The 17,090-nt window shown below is 66.4% G+C and carries 15 protein-coding genes; 7 read left to right on the top strand and 8 right to left on the bottom strand.

Annotated elements, in window-relative coordinates:
* Nucleotides 1–30: 30 nt before the first annotated feature.
* On the bottom strand, nt 31–1,209 hold the full coding sequence (locus tag AC07XB_RS32395) for an ABC transporter substrate-binding protein (RefSeq protein WP_492374766.1): 1,179 nt from the start codon (nt 1,207–1,209) through the stop codon (nt 31–33).
* Nucleotides 1,210–1,532: 323 nt separating this feature from the next.
* Between AC07XB_RS32395 and AC07XB_RS32390 the strand changes: the two genes are divergently transcribed.
* From AC07XB_RS32390 to AC07XB_RS32375, 4 genes are read left to right on the top strand one after another with little or no spacing between them, the layout of a single operon-like run.
* Nucleotides 1,533–2,519, top strand: a complete 987-nt coding sequence (locus AC07XB_RS32390) for a polysaccharide deacetylase family protein (protein WP_492374767.1) — start codon at nt 1,533–1,535, stop codon at nt 2,517–2,519.
* 13 nt (nt 2,520–2,532) lie between these two features.
* Entirely contained in the window at nt 2,533–3,345 is an 813-nt protein-coding gene (locus tag AC07XB_RS32385; protein ID WP_492374768.1) for a GntR family transcriptional regulator, read from the top strand.
* A 22-nt stretch (nt 3,346–3,367) separates the two neighbouring features.
* On the top strand, nt 3,368–4,003 hold the full coding sequence (locus AC07XB_RS32380) for a flavin reductase family protein (RefSeq protein ID WP_492374769.1): 636 nt from the start codon (nt 3,368–3,370) through the stop codon (nt 4,001–4,003).
* A 32-nt stretch (nt 4,004–4,035) separates the two neighbouring features.
* Complete coding sequence (locus AC07XB_RS32375) at nt 4,036–4,218, top strand: hypothetical protein (RefSeq protein ID WP_492374770.1); 183 nt, start codon at nt 4,036–4,038, stop codon at nt 4,216–4,218.
* Nucleotides 4,219–4,261: 43 nt separating this feature from the next.
* On the opposite strand, the gene AC07XB_RS32370 is transcribed toward AC07XB_RS32375, so the two are convergent.
* The 7 genes from AC07XB_RS32370 to urtA form a co-directional block, all read right to left on the bottom strand.
* Entirely contained in the window at nt 4,262–4,600 is a 339-nt protein-coding gene (locus AC07XB_RS32370) for a zinc ribbon domain-containing protein (protein ID WP_492387185.1), read from the bottom strand.
* Between the two features lie 74 nt (nt 4,601–4,674).
* The gene (gene fmdA, locus AC07XB_RS32365; protein WP_492374772.1) at nt 4,675–5,904 is read right to left on the bottom strand and encodes a formamidase; all 1,230 of its coding nucleotides are present in this window, start codon (nt 5,902–5,904) and stop codon (nt 4,675–4,677) included.
* Nucleotides 5,905–5,986: 82 nt separating this feature from the next.
* Nucleotides 5,987–6,676, bottom strand: coding sequence for an urea ABC transporter ATP-binding subunit UrtE (urtE, locus tag AC07XB_RS32360; RefSeq protein ID WP_492828803.1), 690 nt, complete (start codon nt 6,674–6,676; stop codon nt 5,987–5,989).
* Nucleotides 6,677–6,704: 28 nt separating this feature from the next.
* A complete protein-coding gene (gene urtD, locus AC07XB_RS32355; protein ID WP_492374774.1) occupies nt 6,705–7,448 on the bottom strand; it encodes an urea ABC transporter ATP-binding protein UrtD in 744 nt (247 codons plus the stop codon).
* A 29-nt stretch (nt 7,449–7,477) separates the two neighbouring features.
* Entirely contained in the window at nt 7,478–8,659 is a 1,182-nt protein-coding gene (gene urtC, locus AC07XB_RS32350; RefSeq protein WP_492374775.1) for an urea ABC transporter permease subunit UrtC, read from the bottom strand.
* 44 nt (nt 8,660–8,703) lie between these two features.
* Nucleotides 8,704–9,618 (bottom strand): urea ABC transporter permease subunit UrtB, encoded by a 915-nt coding sequence (urtB, locus tag AC07XB_RS32345; RefSeq protein WP_492828801.1) that lies wholly within the window; start codon nt 9,616–9,618, stop codon nt 8,704–8,706.
* A gap of 148 nt (nt 9,619–9,766) precedes the next feature.
* Nucleotides 9,767–10,990 carry an urea ABC transporter substrate-binding protein gene (gene urtA, locus AC07XB_RS32340; protein ID WP_492374787.1) on the bottom strand — a complete coding sequence of 408 codons (1,224 nt, stop codon included), beginning with the start codon at nt 10,988–10,990 and terminating at the stop codon, nt 9,767–9,769.
* 339 nt (nt 10,991–11,329) lie between these two features.
* Here urtA and AC07XB_RS32335 point away from each other — a divergent pair, with 339 nt between their 5' ends.
* From AC07XB_RS32335 to chrA, 3 genes are all read left to right on the top strand, one after another.
* The gene (locus tag AC07XB_RS32335; RefSeq protein WP_492374777.1) at nt 11,330–14,674 is read left to right on the top strand and encodes a hybrid sensor histidine kinase/response regulator; all 3,345 of its coding nucleotides are present in this window, start codon (nt 11,330–11,332) and stop codon (nt 14,672–14,674) included.
* Complete coding sequence (locus AC07XB_RS32330) at nt 14,658–15,542, top strand: response regulator (protein ID WP_492374778.1); 885 nt, start codon at nt 14,658–14,660, stop codon at nt 15,540–15,542. Before AC07XB_RS32335 ends, AC07XB_RS32330 begins: the two co-directional genes overlap by 17 nt.
* Before the next feature lie 184 nt (nt 15,543–15,726).
* On the top strand, nt 15,727–17,088 hold the full coding sequence (gene chrA, locus AC07XB_RS32325; RefSeq protein ID WP_492374779.1) for a chromate efflux transporter: 1,362 nt from the start codon (nt 15,727–15,729) through the stop codon (nt 17,086–17,088).
* The last annotated feature ends 2 nt before the right edge of the window (nt 17,089–17,090 follow it).

Genomic DNA, 17,090 nt, shown 5'->3' with positions numbered 1-17,090 from the left:
GTGACGCCAGCATCTTGTTGAAATGACCGCTTACTTCGCCACCGGCACGATCCGGTTGTCGATGAACTGCGCCCACACATAGTCGTTCTCGCTGAGCGCGTCGTGCGACTCGAGCGAAAACGGTTTCACATACGTCTTGATCAGGCCTTCATAGCGGTCGATTTTGTAGAAGCCCTCGCGTACCGCGTCGCCCTTGGTCGAGCCGGCGCGCGCAATGGCCAGCGCGGCAAGCTGCGTGGCATCGTAGGCATTGGCCACGCCCACGGCCGGCGTGATGTCGTCCGGACCCTTGATGTCGCTGTACTTCGCCTTGAGTTCCGCCACCACGCGCGTGCTGACCGGCGAGGGCGAGCCGAAGAAGCTATACGTCTGCACGAAGTGCACGTTCCTGGCATTAGGTCCGGCCAGCTCGGTGAAGCGTCCGCCGGCGGGGCCCCAGTGCGATACCACCGGCACCTTCCAGCCCATGCGGTCCAGCGACTTGACCACCTGCGCCGACGGCCCCACGTTGCCGACCATGAACAGCACGTCGGCGCCGGCCGCTTTCAGGCGTCCGAGCTGCGGCACCACGTCCACGTCGTTGGCCTCGAACTTCTCGATGCCCGCGGGCTTCATGCCCTTGGCGGACAGCGCCGCCACGATGCCCTTCTCGTTCGATTCGCCCCAGGGGTTGTTGACGAGGATCAGGCCGGGCTTGCTGGCATTGAAGCGCTTCTGCGCGTACTGCAGCATGGCCTTGTCCACGACCTCATCGACTGCCGAGACGCGGAAGGCGTAGTTGGGGTTGGCGCCATTGCGCGTGATCGGCGTGCCCGCTGCCCACGGACCCATGAACGGCACCTTCTCCTGGTTGGCGACCGGCACGATGGCCATCGACACCGGCGTGTCCAGCCCGCCGAACAGCACCGCCACCTTCTCCTTGTAGATCAGCTCGCGCGCGGCCAGCACGCCCTTGGCGGGATTGCCTTCATCGTCGCGCCGCACCAGCTCCAGCTTGCGCCCGCCCAGCAGGCCACCCTTGGCGTTGATCTCGTCGATGGCGATGGTCATGCCGCGCGTGAGCGACTCCCCAGCGCGGGCGGACTGGCCGGACAACGCGGTGACCAAGCCGATCTTGATGGTGTCGGCGGCCAGCGCGGGCAGGGCCGGCATGGCGCAGGCGGCAATGGCGGTGGCGGCGAGCAGGGCGCGGCGTGAGACGGTGGACATGGCGGTTCTCCGGAAAGGAATGCGGCAAGAGGGAAGGGTCGGCGACGCGTGGTGTCCCGCTCGCAAGAGCCATGCCATACGTCGACAAACCACTCGAATATCGTTCAGCGATAGTGAAATCAATGTGTCTACGATATGGCCTAATTTTTGCGAACGATATGCATGACAACTTGCATACGATCAACCCGGTGCCATGCCTGCACGATGTCGGTGCCGGATGCCCCCGGATGTCCCCCCGATGCCCCGGATGGCGCCAAAGCGGGGCATGGCCGGCGCTGGCGGTTCCCCTGCATTGGCAAAGACGCATTGAGGCGATCCAGAAGATGACGCATAACCCGACCCCTTCCGCCGCCCAGGCACCCGGCGGCCCCCACGGTGCGGCGCCCGGCCCCGAGTACGGGCCGCTGCGCACGCACGGGCGCTTTGGCTACCGGCCCATCACCGATGTGGACGCCTACCGCTGGCCCGGCGGCGCCAACCTCGCGGTCTACCTGGGCTTCAATATCGAGCACTTCGCTTTTGGCGAGGGGCTGGGTGCCAACCTGGGACCGGTCGCGCCGCAGCCCGACGTGCTCAACTACAGCTGGCGCGAGTACGGCAACCGCGTGGGCGTGTGGCGCTGCCTGGAGTTGTTCGACCAGCTGGCGCTGCCGGCCGGCGTGCTGATCAACACCGCGCTCTACGATCATTGCCCTGAGGTGGTCAGCGCTTGCCTGGCACGCGGGGACGAACTGATCGGGCACGGCCACACCAACGCACGCCGGCAAAGCGACCTGGACGAAGCCGGCGAGCGCGCGTTGCTGCTGCATTGCCGCGAGCGCATCGCCGCGCACGCAGGCGCCGCGCCATCGGGCTGGCTGTCGCCCTGGATCGCCGAGACCGCACTCACGCCCGACCTGCTGGCCGAGACCGGCTACCGCTACACGCTCAACTGGTGCCACGACGACCGCCCGGTGCGCATGGAAACGCGCGGCGGCCCGCTATGGTCGATTCCCTATCCGCAGGAGCTCAACGACATCCCGATGATCGTGGGCCGCCATCTGGACGGCAGCGCTTTCGCCGACATGATCATCGACCAATTCGACGAGATGCTGGCGCAGGCCTGCCACGCGCGGCATCCGCAACCGCTGGTGATGGGCATTGCCTTGCATCCCTACCTGGTGGGCCAGCCGTATCGCCTGCGCCACCTGCGCCGCGCGCTGGCGCATATCGCCTGCAGCCGCCGGCAGGGCAAGGTGTGGTTCACCACGCCCGGCGCAATTTGCGACCACCTCGACCAAGTGGCGCCGCTGGCCGCCGCTTCGCGCTAACATCATGCGCTCCATGTCCCCGACCAACGTCATGCCTCGCATCGCCTCGCCCCGCACCGCCCAGCCGAAAGCGGCAACGCCAAAAGCCGTCAGACAGAAGCCCGACGCGGCGCCCGTTGCTGCAACCTCGAAGGACGCCGGCGCCGAGCTCGGCGGCGACGCTGACGCGCGCATCTACCAGTCCATCTTCGATGGCGTGCTCAACCACCGGCTCACGCCCGGCACCAAGCTGCCAGAGCCGGAGTTGTGCCAGTTGTTTGGCGTAGGCCGCGCGGTAGTGCGCCGCGTGCTGGAAAAACTGGCGCACGATGGCATTGTCGACCTGCGCCCCAACAAGGGCGCGGTCATCGCCGAGCCCACGCCGGCCGAGACCAGCCAGATCTTCGAAGCGCGCCGCGCCATGGAGCGCGTGCTGGTGGAGCTCGCCGTGGCTCGCGTCACGCCCGCCGACCTGCGCGAGCTACGCCAGCAACTGGCCGCCGAGCACGAGGCCATGCACCGCTTCGACCAGCCCTCATGGGCGCGGCTGGCAAGCGGCTTTCACCTGCGCATCGCCGCGCTCGCGCGCAACCCCGTGCTGCAGCGCTACCTCACTGAACTGGTCTCGCGTTGCTCGCTGATCGTCGGCCTGTACGAGCCGCCGGGCCATGCGCCCTGCGAGCACGACGAGCACGCCGCCATCGTGGACTGCATCGAGCGGCGCGACGCCACCGGCGCCGTCGAACGGATGGAGTCGCACCTGCGCGAGCTGGAGCAACGCATCGAAACGTCCCGCATGCAGGGCGAGAAGAGCCTTGCGCAGATGCTGGGCCTGGCCGGGGAGTAAGGCCGAATCACAGGAAACAAGCATGGAAATCGATTTCGAGGCCATCACCGAATACCAGCGCTACAAGCTGATGGCCAGCCTGATCGTGCCGCGCCCGATCGCACTGGTCACCACGCTGTCGGAAGACGGCACCGTCAATGCCGCGCCGTTCTCGATGTTCAACATGCTGGGCGAGGAGCCGCCCATCGTGATGATCAGCATCAACCGCCTGCACGACGGCGCGCTCAAGGACACCGCGGCCAATATCGTGCGCACCGGGGAGTTTGTCGTGCACCTGAGCGATGAAGCGATGGCGGAGAAGATGCATGGCTGCGGCGAGCGCTTGCCGCCGGAGCAGAGCGAGCTCGCACGCGTGGGGTTGACGTCGCTGCCATCGAGCGCGGTGGCGCCGCCGCGAATTGCCCAGGCGCCGGTGGCGTTCGAGTGCACCCTGTGGGAAACGCTGGAGACGACCAGCCGGCAGATTTTCATAGGCCGCGTGCTGCGGCTGCATGCGCGCGACGATCTGATCGATACGCAGGCCTGGCGCGTGCGGCTGCAGAACTACTTTCCGGTGGGACGATTCGGGGCCAGCTTCTACGTCACCACGCGGGATCGGTTCTCGATGGAGAAGGAAGCGGGCGTGGTGACGGCGACCACGGCGGTGGACGAGATGTGAGCTGGCTGCTCTTGCAACAAGGATCAATGGCTATGCATAAGATGTCAGATGAAGACTACTTCGAATCGAGCGATGGTTCGATAAGGATCTGGATCGAGCAAGATTCGTCCATCCAGATCAAGGTGGTTGCTAAACATGATGACCCCGTGGAGCTTTCGGCGCAGGAGGCTATTGCGTTGGCAACCGTGCTTCAAGCGTTTGCGGGGCGGATCTAGCCCAAGCGCAGGCCAATCACATCCGCCCGACCGGCACTGGCAGCTAGTGGCTGATCATCCAAGGACGCCCGGCAGGATTCCCCTTCGGCGCATTTGCCGCCGCCGCCGGCGCCCCGGCCAGGTTCACCTTTTTCCCACAACAGCCACACCCCGCCCCATGCCCACCGCGCGCCGACTCCCTCGGCGCAGCGGCACTGCGTTCATTAATCGCATGCGCTCGCCGCGATGCGGCCGGCATGCTGGCCAGCGATGGCGCCGCAACCAGCGCCCGTTCAGAGAAGCTGCCGCATGACGGGCAAGCGCAAGGCTCATCGCGCCGAGCGATGGGCCGCATCACGGCAAATACGCCGCAATCCTGGCAGCGGTAATCGTAGGTCGGCATCCGGCACTCTCCGCTAGTTGTTTCATGACAGGCAGCCGGACGCGCCATCGCGCGATGGCGCGTCCGGCAGGGCATCACACGTCCTGCGAGATCGGCAGATCCACATCGCCCCCGATGTGTTTGACGGGCCCTTGCGCGCTAGGTCGGATATCGAAGTCGAAGATCTGCGTCGGCAGCCACAGCGTGGCGCAGGCGTTGGGGATGTCGACCACGCCGCTGATGTGCCCTTGCACCGGCGCCGTCCCGAGGATCGAATAGGCCTGCGCCCGCGAGTAGCCGAACTTGGTCATGTACTCGATGGCATTCAAACAGGCTTGGCGATAGGCCACATGCACGTCCAGGTAATGCTGCTGGCCGGCTTCGTCCACCGAGATGCCCTCGAAGATCAGGTAGTCGTTGTAATTGGGCGTGATGGGGCTGGGCTTGAAGATCGGGTTCTTGATGCCGTACTTGGCCATGCCGCCCTTGATCAGCGACACGCGCATATGCACCCAGCCGGCCATCTCGATGGCGCCGCAGAAGGTGATTTCGCCATCGCCTTGCGAGAAGTGCAGGTCGCCTACCGACAGGCCGGCGCCATCGACATAGACCGGGAAATACACTTTGGCGCCGCGCGAGAGGTCCTTGATGTCGCAGTTGCCGCCATGTTCGCGGGGGGGCACGGTGCGGGCGCCGTGGGCAGCTGCCTGGTCGCGTGCGTCGCCTTGCAGGCGGCCCATGTGGGCGGTGGCGGCGAAGGGCGGGTTGGCCAGCGGCGGCACGCGGTCGGGTTCGGTGGCGATGAAGTCGATCTCGCGCTTGTTCCACGTCTCCAGCAGCGCCTTGTCCGGCATGCAGCCGATCAGGCCAGGGTGGATCAGGCCGGCGAAGTTGACGCCGGGGATGTGGCGCGAGGACGTGTAGAGGCCGTGGAAGTCCCAGATGGATTTTTGCGCGAGCGGGAAATGGTCGGTGAGGAAGCCGCCGCCGTTCTGCTTGGAGAAGAAACCGTTGAAACCCCACTGGCTCTCCGCCTTGGCGCCGATATCTAGCAGGTCCACCACCAGCAGGTCGCCGGGCTCGGCGCCTTCCACGCCGACGGGGCCGGTCAGGAAGTGGACGATGGACAGATCGATATCGCGGACGTCGTCGGCGGAGTCGTTGTTCTTGATGAAGCCACCGGTCCAGTCGTAGGTTTCCAGGATGAAGTCCTCGCCAGGCTTGACCCAGCAGGCCATCGGGATGTCCGGGTGCCAGCGATTGTGGACGTTGGGATTCTCGTACGGGGATTCGGCCAGATCGACCTTGATCAGTGTGTCCGTCATGACATGCCTCCTGATGGGTGTTGGGTGTGAAGAAGGTGAAGAAGGTGAGGAAGGTGAAGCAATCGCAGAAAAACGCCGCTGCCTAGACCGACAGCAGTTGCCGGATGCGCTCGACATCGGTGGCGTCGCGGTGCGTCTCGTGCACGAAGCGGCCCCCTTCGATCACCAGCAAGCGGTCCGCCACGTCGAGCGCAAAGCTGAGCACCTGCTCGGAGAGGACGATGGTGATGTCGCGCGTGCGGCGGATCTCGTTGAGCGCACGCGCGATGTCCTTGATGATCGATGGCTGGATGCCTTCGGTGGGCTCGTCCAGCAGCAGCACCTTGGGGTTGGCCACCAGCGCGCGCGCAATCGCCAGTTGCTGCTGTTGCCCGCCGGAGAGGTTGCCGCCCTTGCGCCGGCGCATGTCGAACAGCACCGGGAACATGGCGAAGATATCCTCGGGGATACGGCGGCTCCTGCCTTGCTCCATGCCGGTGAGGATGTTCTCTTCCACTGTGAGGTGCGAGAAGATCATGCGGCCTTGCGGCACGTAGGCCAGGCCCGCGCGCACGCGACGGTAGCTTTCGTCCTGCGCCACGTTGCGGCCATCCACGCAGACCTGGCCGGAGCGCACGGGCAGCATGCCGATCATGGCCTTGAAGAGCGTGGTCTTGCCCATGCCGTTGCGACCCACGATGGCGATCGTCTCGCCCTGCGCGGCGGCGAAAGACACCCCGTGCAGCGCTTCGCTTTGGCCGTAGTTCACGACCACGTTGTCGACTGTGAGCATGCTAGCTCTCCTAGGGTTCGGTGTCAGATCAGTGGCCAAGATAAACGTCGATCACGCGCGGATCGTTCTGCACCTGCTCCATCGAGCCTTCGGCGAGGATCTTGCCCTGGTGCATTACGGTGACCTTGTCGGCAATGCGCTTGACGAAGTCCATGTCGTGCTCGATCACGATCACCGCGCGGCCTCGGCTGATGCGCTTGAGCAACTCGGCGGTCTGCTCGCGCTCGCGCACGCTCATGCCGGCAATGGGCTCGTCCAGCATCAGCAGTTGCGGCTCCTGCATCAACAGCATGCCGATCTCCAGCCACTGCTTCTGTCCGTGCGAGAGTTGCGCGGCTTCGCGCTCCAGCGCATCGGCCAGGCCGATCTCGGCGGCTACGTCGGCCACGCGCTGGCGCACCTCGGGCGTGGTGCGGAAGCTCAGCGCGCCGAACACACCACGGCTGCGGGGGAACGACACGGCCAGGTTCTGGAACACGCTCAAGTTCTCGTAGATGGAGGGTGTCTGGAACTTGCGGCCCACTCCGGCGCGCACGATCTGGTATTCGGGCAGGCCGGTCATCTCGCGGTTGCGGAATTTGATGCTGCCGCCGGTGGCGCGGGTCTTGCCGCAGACCAGGTCGAGCAGCGTGGTCTTGCCGGCGCCGTTGGGGCCGATGATCACGCGCAGTTCGTCTCGATCCACATAGAGCGTTAGCTTGTCGATGGCGCGAAAGCCATCGAAGGACACGGTCAGGTCCTCCACCGCCAGCATGAAATCGGTATTGCTCATGGTGTCTTCCTCGCTTCGGACGGATGGCTTCAAGCGGTACGGCCGGGGATGTCTTCGGCGGGCGGCGTCGCCGTGGCCGGCTCGGCCGAATTGGCAGAATTGGCCGGCTGCGACGGGCTTGCGACGGCTTTGCGCCGCGACATGTATTTGCTATAGAGCCCGGCCAGCCCGTCGGGGAAGGCCACCACCACGCCAATAAACAGCGCCGCCATCAGGAACAGCCACAGGTCGGGGAAGCTCTCGGAAAAATACGTCTTGCCAAAGTTGACCAGCAGCGTGCCCCACACCGCGCCCACCAGGCTCATGCGCCCGCCCACCGCCGCGTAGATCACCATCTCGATGGAGGGCACGATGCCGACGAACGACGGCGACATGAAGCCCACCTGCAGCGTGAACAGCGCGCCGCCCACCGCGGACAGCGCCGCCGCCAGGCAGAACACGAAGACCTTGAACATCGCCACGTCATAGCCGGAGAAGCGCACGCGGTCTTCCTTGTCGCGCATCGCCAGCAGCAGCACGCCGAGCTTGCTGCGCTGGATCCAGCGGCACAGGGCGATGGCGCCGAACAGCAGCACCACGTTGGCGAAGTACAGGATCACCTTGGCGCTGTCGCTGCGGATGTCCCAGCCCAGCATGGTCTTGAGATCGGTGATGCCGTTCACGCCGCCGGTAAAGCCTTGCTGGCCGATGATCAGCACCGAGAGGATCAGCGCCACCGCCTGCGTGATGATGGCGAAATACACCCCGCCCACGCGCCGCCGGAACATGGCAAAGCTGACGATGAAGGCGAGCGCCACCGGCACCGCGATCACGCCGGCCAGCGCGAGGGGCAGGTGGCGGAACGGCTCCCACCACCAAGGCAGCGCGGTGATCTGGTTCCAGTCCATGAAGTCAGGAATGCCGGGCGTGGACTGGATCGCGGTGCTCTTCACGTCGGACGCTTCGAGCTTAAGGAACATCGCCATGGCGTAGCCGCCCAGGCCGAAGAACACGCCCTGGCCAAGGCTCAGCACGCCGCCGTAGCCCCACAGCATGACCAGGCCTATGGCGACGAAGGCGTAGCTCAGGTACTTGCCGACGAGGTTGAGGCGGAACACGTCGAGCGCCAGCGGCATGATCACCAGCAGCACTACGGCCAGCACCAGGTGGCCGGCGAGTTCGCCGCGCAGAAATCGGCGTGCCGCAGGCGCGGCGGAAGAGGAGGGTGACATCACAAGCTCCTGTGCAGTGCTTAACGTCTTGTTGAGGGGTGTTGTCAACGCCGCACCGCCGGCGCAAACAGGCCTTGCGGGCGGATCATCAGGATCGTCACGATCAGCAGCAGCGTCAGCACGCGCGCCATCGAGCCGGTGAGGAAGAACTCGCTGATCGATTGCGCCTGGGCAATGCCGAAGGCCGACGCCACCGTGCCGAGCAGGCTCGCCGCGCCGCCGAATGTGACCACCAGGAAGGAGTCGACGATGTAGAGCGAGCCGCTGGTGGGCCCGGTGGAGCCGATGGTGGTAAATGCCGCGCCCGCCACGCCGGCGATGCCGCAGCCGATGGCAAAGGTGAGGCGGTCGGTGCGCCGCGTGTTGATGCCGGCCGCGTTGGCCATGGCGCGGTTGAGCGTGGTGGCGCGCACCCGCAGGCCCCAGCGCGAGCGGTACAGCGCCAGCCACACCATGCCGGTGACGAACAGCGTCAGCGCCATCACGAACATGCCGTTGATGGGAATATCCAGCCCCTGCGCCGGCGCCCACGAACCCATCAGCCATTCGGGCAGGGTGGGGCTGACCTCCTTGGGGCCGAAGGTGGAGCGGAAGATCTGCTGCATGCCGAGTGACAGGCCCCAGGTTGCGAGAAGGGTATCGAGCGGGCGGCGATAGAGGTGACGGATCAGCGCCCATTCGGCCAGCCAGCCCGCGCAGAACGCAAGGGCGAACGCCGCGCCGATCGCCAGCGGAAAGTAGTAAGGCATCCACGACGGCGCAAGGCGCTCGGTCAGCGTGGAAGCCAGGAAGATGGTGTAGGCGCCGATCGTCATGAACTCGCCGTGGGCCATGTTGATTACGCCCATCTGGCCGAAGATGATGGCCAGGCCCAGCGCCATCAGCAGCAGCACCGAGAACAGGCTCAGGCCGGCAAAGCCCTGCATGAGGCCGATATTCAGCATGTCGGATAGGTTCATCGTGCGCTCCGCCATCGGTAGAAGATAAGTTCGCCAGCTGTGCAAAACGAAGCCGGCAAGATGCGCCAAAGCCGTCTGCCATGACGACGGCTTTTACTCCTTCTCCCCTCAAGGGGGAGAGGGAGTAAATCAACGTGGACCAATCCGCTTACTGGTAGCCCTTCGGGAACGGATTGGGCGGGATCAGCGAAGGCGATTCCGCCACCACCTTGAACTGCCCGTCCAGCTGCGCCAGGCCCACGCGCGTCTTGCTCCACAGGTGGTGGTTGGGGTCGACCTTCACATAGCCTTCCGGCGCGGTCTTCAGCTCGATGCCGGGGGAAGCGGCAACCACCTTGTCGATGTCGAAGGAGCCGGCCTTCTCCACCGCGGCCTTCCACAACCAGGGGCCGAGGTAAGCGGCCTGCGTCACGTCGCCGATCACGGACTTGGCGCCGTACCTGGTCTTGAACGCATCGACGAAGGACTTGTTGTTGGCGTTGTCGAGCGACTGGAAGTACTTCATGGCCGCATAGAAGCCGGCGATGTTCTCGCCGCCGATGCCCAGCACTTCATCCTCGGTCACAGAGATGGTCAGCAGGAACTGCTTGTCGGCGGTGATGCCCGCGGCCTTGAGCTGTTTGTAGAAGGCCACGTTGGAGCCCCCCACCACGATGGCGTAGATGCAGTCCGGCTTGGCGATCTTGATCTTGTTGATCAGCGAGTTGAAGTTGGTGTGGCCGAGTGGGTAGTACTCCTCGCCCACCACCTTGAGCTTCTGGAAGTTCTCGATGTGCTTGCGCGCGATCTTGTTGGAGGTGCGAGGCCAGATGTAGTCGGAGCCGATCAGGAAGAAGCTCTTGGCGTTCTTCTGCTTTGCCGCCCAGTCCAGGCCCCAGATGATCTGCTGCGTGGCTTCCTGGCCGGTGTAGATGACGTTTTTCGATTGCTCCAGCCCTTCGTAGAACGTCGGGTAGTAGAGCAGGCCGTTCTCCTTTTCGAAGATCGGCAGCACGGCTTTGCGCGAGGCGGAGGTCCAGCAGCCGAACACGGCCGCCACGCGGTCGTTGACCAGCAGCTTCTTGGATTTCTCGGCGAAGGTGGGCCAGTCGGAGGCGCCGTCTTCCTTGATGACCTTGATCTTGCGGCCGAGGATGCCACCCGCCGCGTTGATCTGGTCGATGGCCAGTTGCTCGGCCTGGATCGAGCCGGTCTCGGAAATCGCCATGGTGCCGGTGGCCGAGTGCAGCTGGCCCACGGTGACCTCGGTGTCGGTGACGGCCAGCCTGGTGGTGTTGGCAACGGCGGTCGGCACCGCCGCGCGTGCCGAGCCGCTGAGGCCGGCCACGCCGGCGAGCGACAGGGCCGGCAGCGCGGCCAGGCCCTGCATCATGCGCCGGCGCTGCCGCGAGACCGCGCCGGCGGCATCGGTACGGGTATCGGCATCTTGGGAAGAAAGGGACCCGTTCGTTTCTTTGTCACGCATGATCGACGCTCCTTGGAGGCGTGGTGAGGTAAGACGGCGTTGGCCGGTTAGCGGTGGCTGTGAATGACCCTGCGGCTGGATCATGGTGCAGCGCAGCGCTAGCTTCCATACGTCATTCAACGTACGTGCATGCGCCCCCCGGGCGAGTGACGGGCGTTACGATTGGTGCCCTTCACCACGGTGCTCGGCACAGCTCTTGCATCTGCCGACACGCCCACGCGCGCACCCTCCGGAGTCACCGCCCCCATGCCAGCCGCCAGCCAGCCCGTACAGCGCATCAGCAAGATCCGGCGCGACTACAACCGCTGGGTCGCCGACGAGACGCTGGAGGACTACGCGCTGCGTTTTGCACCAAGGACGTTCCGCAAGTGGAGCGCATTTCGCGTGGCCAATACCGCTTTTGGTGCAGTGGCCTTCCTGGCGCTGGAGGCGATCGGTGCGGCCATCACGCTGAGCTACGGCTTTACCAATGCGATGTGGGCCATCGGCGTGGTGAGCCTGGTGATCTTCCTGACCGGGCTGCCGATCTCTTATTACGCGGCCCGCAACGGCGTTGACATGGACCTGCTGGCGCGCGGCGCGGGTTTTGGCTATCTCGGCTCCACCATCACGTCGCTGATCTACGCCAGCTTCACCTTTATCTTCTTTGCGCTGGAGGCGGCCATCATGGCGCAGGCCTTCGAGCTGCTGTTCGGGCTGCCGCGCGCGCTGGGCTACCTGCTGTCGGCGATGGTGGTGATCCCGCTGGTCACGCACGGCGTCACGCTGATCTCGCGCATCCAGTTGTGGACCCAGCCGGCATGGCTGTTGCTGCTGGCGCTGCCCTACGCGGTGATCTGGTGGCGCGAGCCGGGGCTCTACACGGATTTCCTTTCCTTCAACGGACGCCTGGCCGAAGGCGATGGCTTCTCGTGGCATGCCTTCGGCGCCGCCGCCACGGTCACCGCCGCGCTGATCGCGCAGATTGGCGAGCAGGTGGATTTCCTGCGCTTCATGCCGGAACTCACGCCGAGCAACCGCTGGCGCTGGTGGAGCGCGTTGATTGCCGCCGGCCCGGGCTGGATCGTGCTGGGCGCGGCCAAGATGGCGGGCGGGGCATTTCTCGCCTTTGTGGCGTTGCAGGCCGAGGTGCCGATCTCGCACGCGCTGGAGCCCACGCAGATGTACCTGGCCGGTTTCTCGCGCGCGCTTGGGCGAGCGTGGCCGGGCTGGGTGGCGGTGGTGCTGACCGGGCTGTTCGTGCTGCTGTCGCAGACCAAGATCAACATCACCAATGCGTATGCCGGATCGCTGGCGTGGTCGAACGTGTTCGCGCGGCTCACGCACAGCCATCCCGGCCGCGTGGTGTGGCTGGCGTTCAATGTACTGATTGCCGTGATGCTGATGGCCATGGGCGTGTTTGAGGCGCTGGAGCAGGTGCTGGCGCTCTACGCGCACCTGGCGGTGGCGTGGGTCGGCGCCATCGTCGGGGATCTCCTCATCAGCAAGCCGCTCGGGCTGTCGCCGCGCACCATTGAGTTTCGCCGCGCCTACCTGTTCGATATCAACCCGGCTGGCTTCGGCGCCATGATGATGGCCTCGGCAGGATCGATGCTGGTCCACCTGGGTGCGTTCGGCGAGACGTTGCGCCCGGCGTCGATCGGGGTGGCGCTGGTGCTGGCCATCGTCATCCCGCCGCTGATCGCGTTCGCCACGCAAAGCCGCTATTTCATCGCGCGCACACCAGTGGATTTTGGCCCGCGCCACAAGGTGGTCCGCTGCACCATCTGCCGCAATCCGTTCGAGGTGGAAGACGTGGCTGCCTGCCCGGCGTATCGCGGGCCGATCTGCTCGCTGTGCTGCACGCTGGACGCGCGGTGCGGGGACCGCTGCAAGCCCGGCGCCAGCGCGCAGGAGCAGATCGTCACCGCGCTCACGCGGGTGCTGCCGGTCGGCACGCCGCCGGTGATGGCGCGCCGCATCGGCCAGTTCTGCCTGGTGCTGGCCGGCATGGTGTTTGTGTTCGGCACCTTCCTGTGGCTGCTGTACACGCAGGAGCAGTTGTCGGGCGCGCTGGCGGCGTTGCCACGCACGGGGCTGTTCATCAAGATCTTCGCCGGGCTGCTGCTGTTCGCGGCGGTGGCCGCGTGGTGGCTGGTGCTGGCCAACGAGAGCCGGGGCGTGGCGCAGGAGGAGTCGGAGCGGCAGAACATGCTGCTGCAAAAGGAAATCGATGCGCACCGCCACACCGATGCGCTGCTGCAAGGTGCCAAGGAGGTCGCGGAGAAAGCCAACCTGGCCAAGAGCCGCTTTATCACCGGCATGAGCCACGAGATGCGCGCCGGGCTGAACTCCATCCTCGGCTACTCGCAACTGCTGTTGCGCGCGGGGCCGCTGCCGCCCGCGTTGCGCGAGGACGTGCGCACCATCGGGCGTGCGGGAGAGCATCTTTCCAGCTTGGTCGATGGCTTGCTGGAGCTGTCTCGCATCGAGGCTGGCAAGCTGCGCCTGGCGCAGGAGGCGGTGGCGCTGGAGGGCTTGTTCGGCGAACTGGTGCGGATGTTCCGGCCGCTCGCTGCGGCGCGCGGGCTGGCTTTTCACTACCGCGTTGAAGGCGTGCTGCCAACGCACGTGCACGGGGATCCGAAGCGGCTGCGCCAGATCGTCATCAACCTGGTCAGCAACGCCATCAAGTTCACCGAGCAGGGTGCCGTCACGCTGGCCGTGCGGCACCAGCGCGAGATGGCCACCATCGTGGTAAGCGACACCGGCCCCGGCATCGACGCCGCGGACCAGGAGCGCATCTTCGATCCCTTCGAGCGCGCCGGCGGCCACGACGACCGCGATGGCATCGGGCTGGGCCTGGCCATCGTGCGGCTGCTGGCCGACCTGATGGGCGGCGAGATCCGCGTGCGCAGCGCGCCCGGCGCCGGCAGCGAGTTCACGGCGCGGCTCTACCTGCCGACGGTGACGGCGCCGGTGGCGCGTAGGCCCGCAGCGGTGGGCACGCGGTTGCCGGCCGATGCGCGCGTGCTGGTGGTGGACGATCGCGCGGCGCATCGCGCGGTGCTGCTCGGTTTCCTGGCGCCGCTGGGGCTCGTGGTCGATGCGGTGGGCGAGGGCGCGGCGGTGCTGCCCGCGGTGCAGCGCCTGGACCCGCAACTGGTGCTGCTGGACCTGAACCTGCCCGATGCATCCGGCTGGGACCTGTGCCGCCTGCTGCGCGCGCTGCCGCGTGCCCCGCTGGTGGTGATCGTCTCGGCCAACGCGCACGAGAACACCGAGGAGGCGCGCGCCACGCACGGCTATTTTGCCTTTGTCAGCAAACCGGTGCGCGAGCCCGAACTGATCGAGGTGGTGCGGCGCGCGCTGGCCAGCGTGGCGCTGCGCGAGAGCGCGGCGGCTGCATTGCCATCCTCGGAGCTCCTGCGCGAGTTGCTGCTGCTCGGGGCCACCGGCCGCCAGCGCGCGCTGGAGGCGCAGCTGTCCGAGCTGGCCGAAGGCACGGACGCAGCCGCCGCATGGGCGGCGCGCATGCTCGCGCTGGCACGCATCGACGGCGCTGCACTGACACATTCACTTGGCGAGGCGCTCCATGATTCCCGTTCCTGAGCTGCAGACCCGCGTGCTGGTGGTGGACGACAACGCCGACGCGCGCGGCTTGCTCACCCGCGCCCTCGGCGGCGAAGCCATGGCGGTGCACGCCGCCCACAGCGGCAACGCCGCGCTCGACGCGCTGGCGTTCTTCGAGCCGGACGCGGTGCTGCTCGACGTGGACATGCCGGGCATGGATGGCTTTGCCACCTGCGCGGCGCTGATGGACCGTCACGCCGATCTGCCGGTGATCTTCATGACGGGGCTGGGCGAGACCGGTCACATCGTGCGCGGTTTCGAGGTGGGCGCGTGCGACTACGTGACCAAGCCGGTGGCGATTGCCGAAGTGGTGGCGCGGGTGCGCTCGCACGCGGCCAAGGCGCGGCTGGCGCGCAGTGCGCGCGCGGCGGTGCTGAGCAGCACGGTCGCGATGCTGGCGGCGGATGCGGGCGGGCAGCTGATGTGGATGAACGCTAGCGCGGCAGCCCTGCTGCAGACACAGGGCTGGGCGCAGGGGCTGCCGGGCGAGATGTTGCCAGCGCAGCTGGTGGCTACGCTGTGGGCATTGCAGGAAAACGCAAGCATGCAGGGCCTGCCGCTGGGCGGACTGCGCCTGCGCAGGCTGACCGCCGTGACGGCAGGCGTGATGGTGGTGGAACTGGCCGCGCAGGCGGCAACGAGCGAATCGGCGGCGCCAAGCGAGTTGACTCCACGCGAGGCGGAGGTGATGGTGTGGGTGGCGCGCGGCAAGACCAACCGCGACGTGGCCGAGATCCTGGGCATGAGTCCGCGCACGGTCAACAAGCATCTCGAGCACATCTACGAGAAGCTCGGCGTGGAAACCCGCACAGCTGCCGTTGCGGCCGCGCAGCGCGCTCTGGGCTAGGTCAGAGCTTCCGGTGTGAGCAGGTGTGATCAGGCGTGGCGGTGGTGCGCCCTGGCCGCGCCGTCATGATCGCGGGCCGTATCCTCCATGCGGCCGCGTGGGTGATTGGCAGCATGCTGACACAAGCCTCTGCTATCTTTAGGCACCCAGCCCGTTGCTGGACACCATTCCCACATCGGCTCCCATGCAAGCTACGACCACCACGCCAGACACCGCCGCCCCGGCCGCCATCACCTTGCGCCAGGCATTCTGGTACTGGCTCAAGCTGGGCTTCATCAGCTTTGGCGGCCCGGCCGGGCAGATCGCCATCATGCACGAGGACCTGGTCGAACGGCGACGATGGATCTCCGAGAGCCGTTTCCTGCACGCGCTTAATTACTGCATGGTGCTGCCCGGGCCAGAGGCGCAGCAGCTGGCAACGTATATCGGCTGGCTGATGCACCGCACCTGGGGCGGGGTGATCGCGGGCGGGCTGTTCGTGCTGCCCTCGTTGCTGATCCTGATGCTGCTGTCGTGGATCTACATGCGCTTTGGCGAGGTGCCGGCGGTGGCGGGGGTGCTGTATGGCATCAAGCCGGCGGTAACGGCCATCGTGATGTCGGCGGCGTGGCGCATCGGCTCGCGGGCGCTGAAGAACAGCTGGCTGTGGGCGATCGCGGCGGCTTCGTTCGTCGCCATCTTCGCGCTGGAATTGCCGTTCCCGGTCATCGTGCTGGTCGCGGCCTTGATCGGCTACGCGGGCGGCCGGTTCGCGCCGGCGCGCTTTGCCAGCGGGGGTGGCCATGGCGCGGGCAAGACCGGTTTTGGCCCCGCGCTGCTGGACGACCACACGCCCACGCCGCAGCATGCGATGTTTACCTGGAAGCGCTTCGGGCTGGTGCTGGCGGTGTTCCTCGCGATCTGGGGGCTGGCGCTGGGCGCGCTGGCCTGGCGCTACGGCTGGCAGGGCACGCTCACGCAAATGGGCTGGTTCTTCACCAAGGCCGCGCTGATGACCTTTGGCGGTGCCTATGCGGTGCTGCCCTATGTCAACCAGGGCGCGGTGGCGCACTACCACTGGCTTAGCGCGCCGCAGATGATCGACGGCCTGGCGCTGGGCGAAACCACGCCTGGCCCGCTCATCATGGTGGTGGCCTTCGTTGGCTTCGTCGGCGGCTGGACGCAGGCGGTGTTCGGTGCCGATGCGGTGGTGGCGTCGGCCGTGGCGGCGGCGACGGTGGTGACGTTCTTCACCTTCCTGCCGTCGTTCCTGTTCATCCTGCTGGGCGGGCCGTTCGTGGAGAGCACGCACGGCAACCTGAAGTTCACCGCGCCGCTGACTGCCATCACGGCGGCGGTGGTTGGCGTGATCGTCAACCTGGCGGTGTTCTTTGCCTATCACGTGCTGTGGCCCGCCGGGCTGCAAGGGCGCTTCGAGTGGCCGTGCGCGCTGATCGGACTGGCCGCGGCGGTGGCGTTGTTCCGCTTCAAGGCCGGCGTGATCCCGGTCATCCTCGCTTGCGGAGGCGCCGGGCTGGCGCTGGTGTTCGCGCGCGGCATGGCCTGAGC

This window comes from Cupriavidus sp. GW821-FHT02F09 (genome assembly GCF_059421605.1).
The sequence above is the reverse complement of the archived record's forward strand: the minus strand, read 5'-3'. Positions and strand labels throughout refer to the sequence as shown.

What these genes read in the sequence shown, in the direction of transcription:
- urtB (WP_492828801.1), bottom strand. Translation starts at nt 9,618, where the DNA reads ATGAACCTATCCGACATGCTGAATATCGGCCTCATGCAGGGCTTTGCC.
- AC07XB_RS32395 (WP_492374766.1), bottom strand. Translation starts at nt 1,209, where the DNA reads ATGTCCACCGTCTCACGCCGCGCCCTGCTCGCCGCCACCGCCATTGCC.
- chrA (WP_492374779.1), top strand. Translation starts at nt 15,727, where the DNA reads ATGCAAGCTACGACCACCACGCCAGACACCGCCGCCCCGGCCGCCATC.
- fmdA (WP_492374772.1), bottom strand. Translation starts at nt 5,904, where the DNA reads ATGACGGACACACTGATCAAGGTCGATCTGGCCGAATCCCCGTACGAG.
- AC07XB_RS32370 (WP_492387185.1), bottom strand. Translation starts at nt 4,600, where the DNA reads ATGCCGACCTACGATTACCGCTGCCAGGATTGCGGCGTATTTGCCGTG.
- AC07XB_RS32380 (WP_492374769.1), top strand. Translation starts at nt 3,368, where the DNA reads ATGGAAATCGATTTCGAGGCCATCACCGAATACCAGCGCTACAAGCTG.
- AC07XB_RS32375 (WP_492374770.1), top strand. Translation starts at nt 4,036, where the DNA reads ATGCATAAGATGTCAGATGAAGACTACTTCGAATCGAGCGATGGTTCG.
- AC07XB_RS32330 (WP_492374778.1), top strand. Translation starts at nt 14,658, where the DNA reads ATGATTCCCGTTCCTGAGCTGCAGACCCGCGTGCTGGTGGTGGACGAC.
- AC07XB_RS32390 (WP_492374767.1), top strand. Translation starts at nt 1,533, where the DNA reads ATGACGCATAACCCGACCCCTTCCGCCGCCCAGGCACCCGGCGGCCCC.
- urtD (WP_492374774.1), bottom strand. Translation starts at nt 7,448, where the DNA reads ATGAGCAATACCGATTTCATGCTGGCGGTGGAGGACCTGACCGTGTCC.
- AC07XB_RS32385 (WP_492374768.1), top strand. Translation starts at nt 2,533, where the DNA reads ATGTCCCCGACCAACGTCATGCCTCGCATCGCCTCGCCCCGCACCGCC.
- urtA (WP_492374787.1), bottom strand. Translation starts at nt 10,990, where the DNA reads ATGATGCAGGGCCTGGCCGCGCTGCCGGCCCTGTCGCTCGCCGGCGTG.
- AC07XB_RS32335 (WP_492374777.1), top strand. Translation starts at nt 11,330, where the DNA reads ATGCCAGCCGCCAGCCAGCCCGTACAGCGCATCAGCAAGATCCGGCGC.
- urtE (WP_492828803.1), bottom strand. Translation starts at nt 6,676, where the DNA reads ATGCTCACAGTCGACAACGTGGTCGTGAACTACGGCCAAAGCGAAGCG.
- urtC (WP_492374775.1), bottom strand. Translation starts at nt 8,659, where the DNA reads ATGTCACCCTCCTCTTCCGCCGCGCCTGCGGCACGCCGATTTCTGCGC.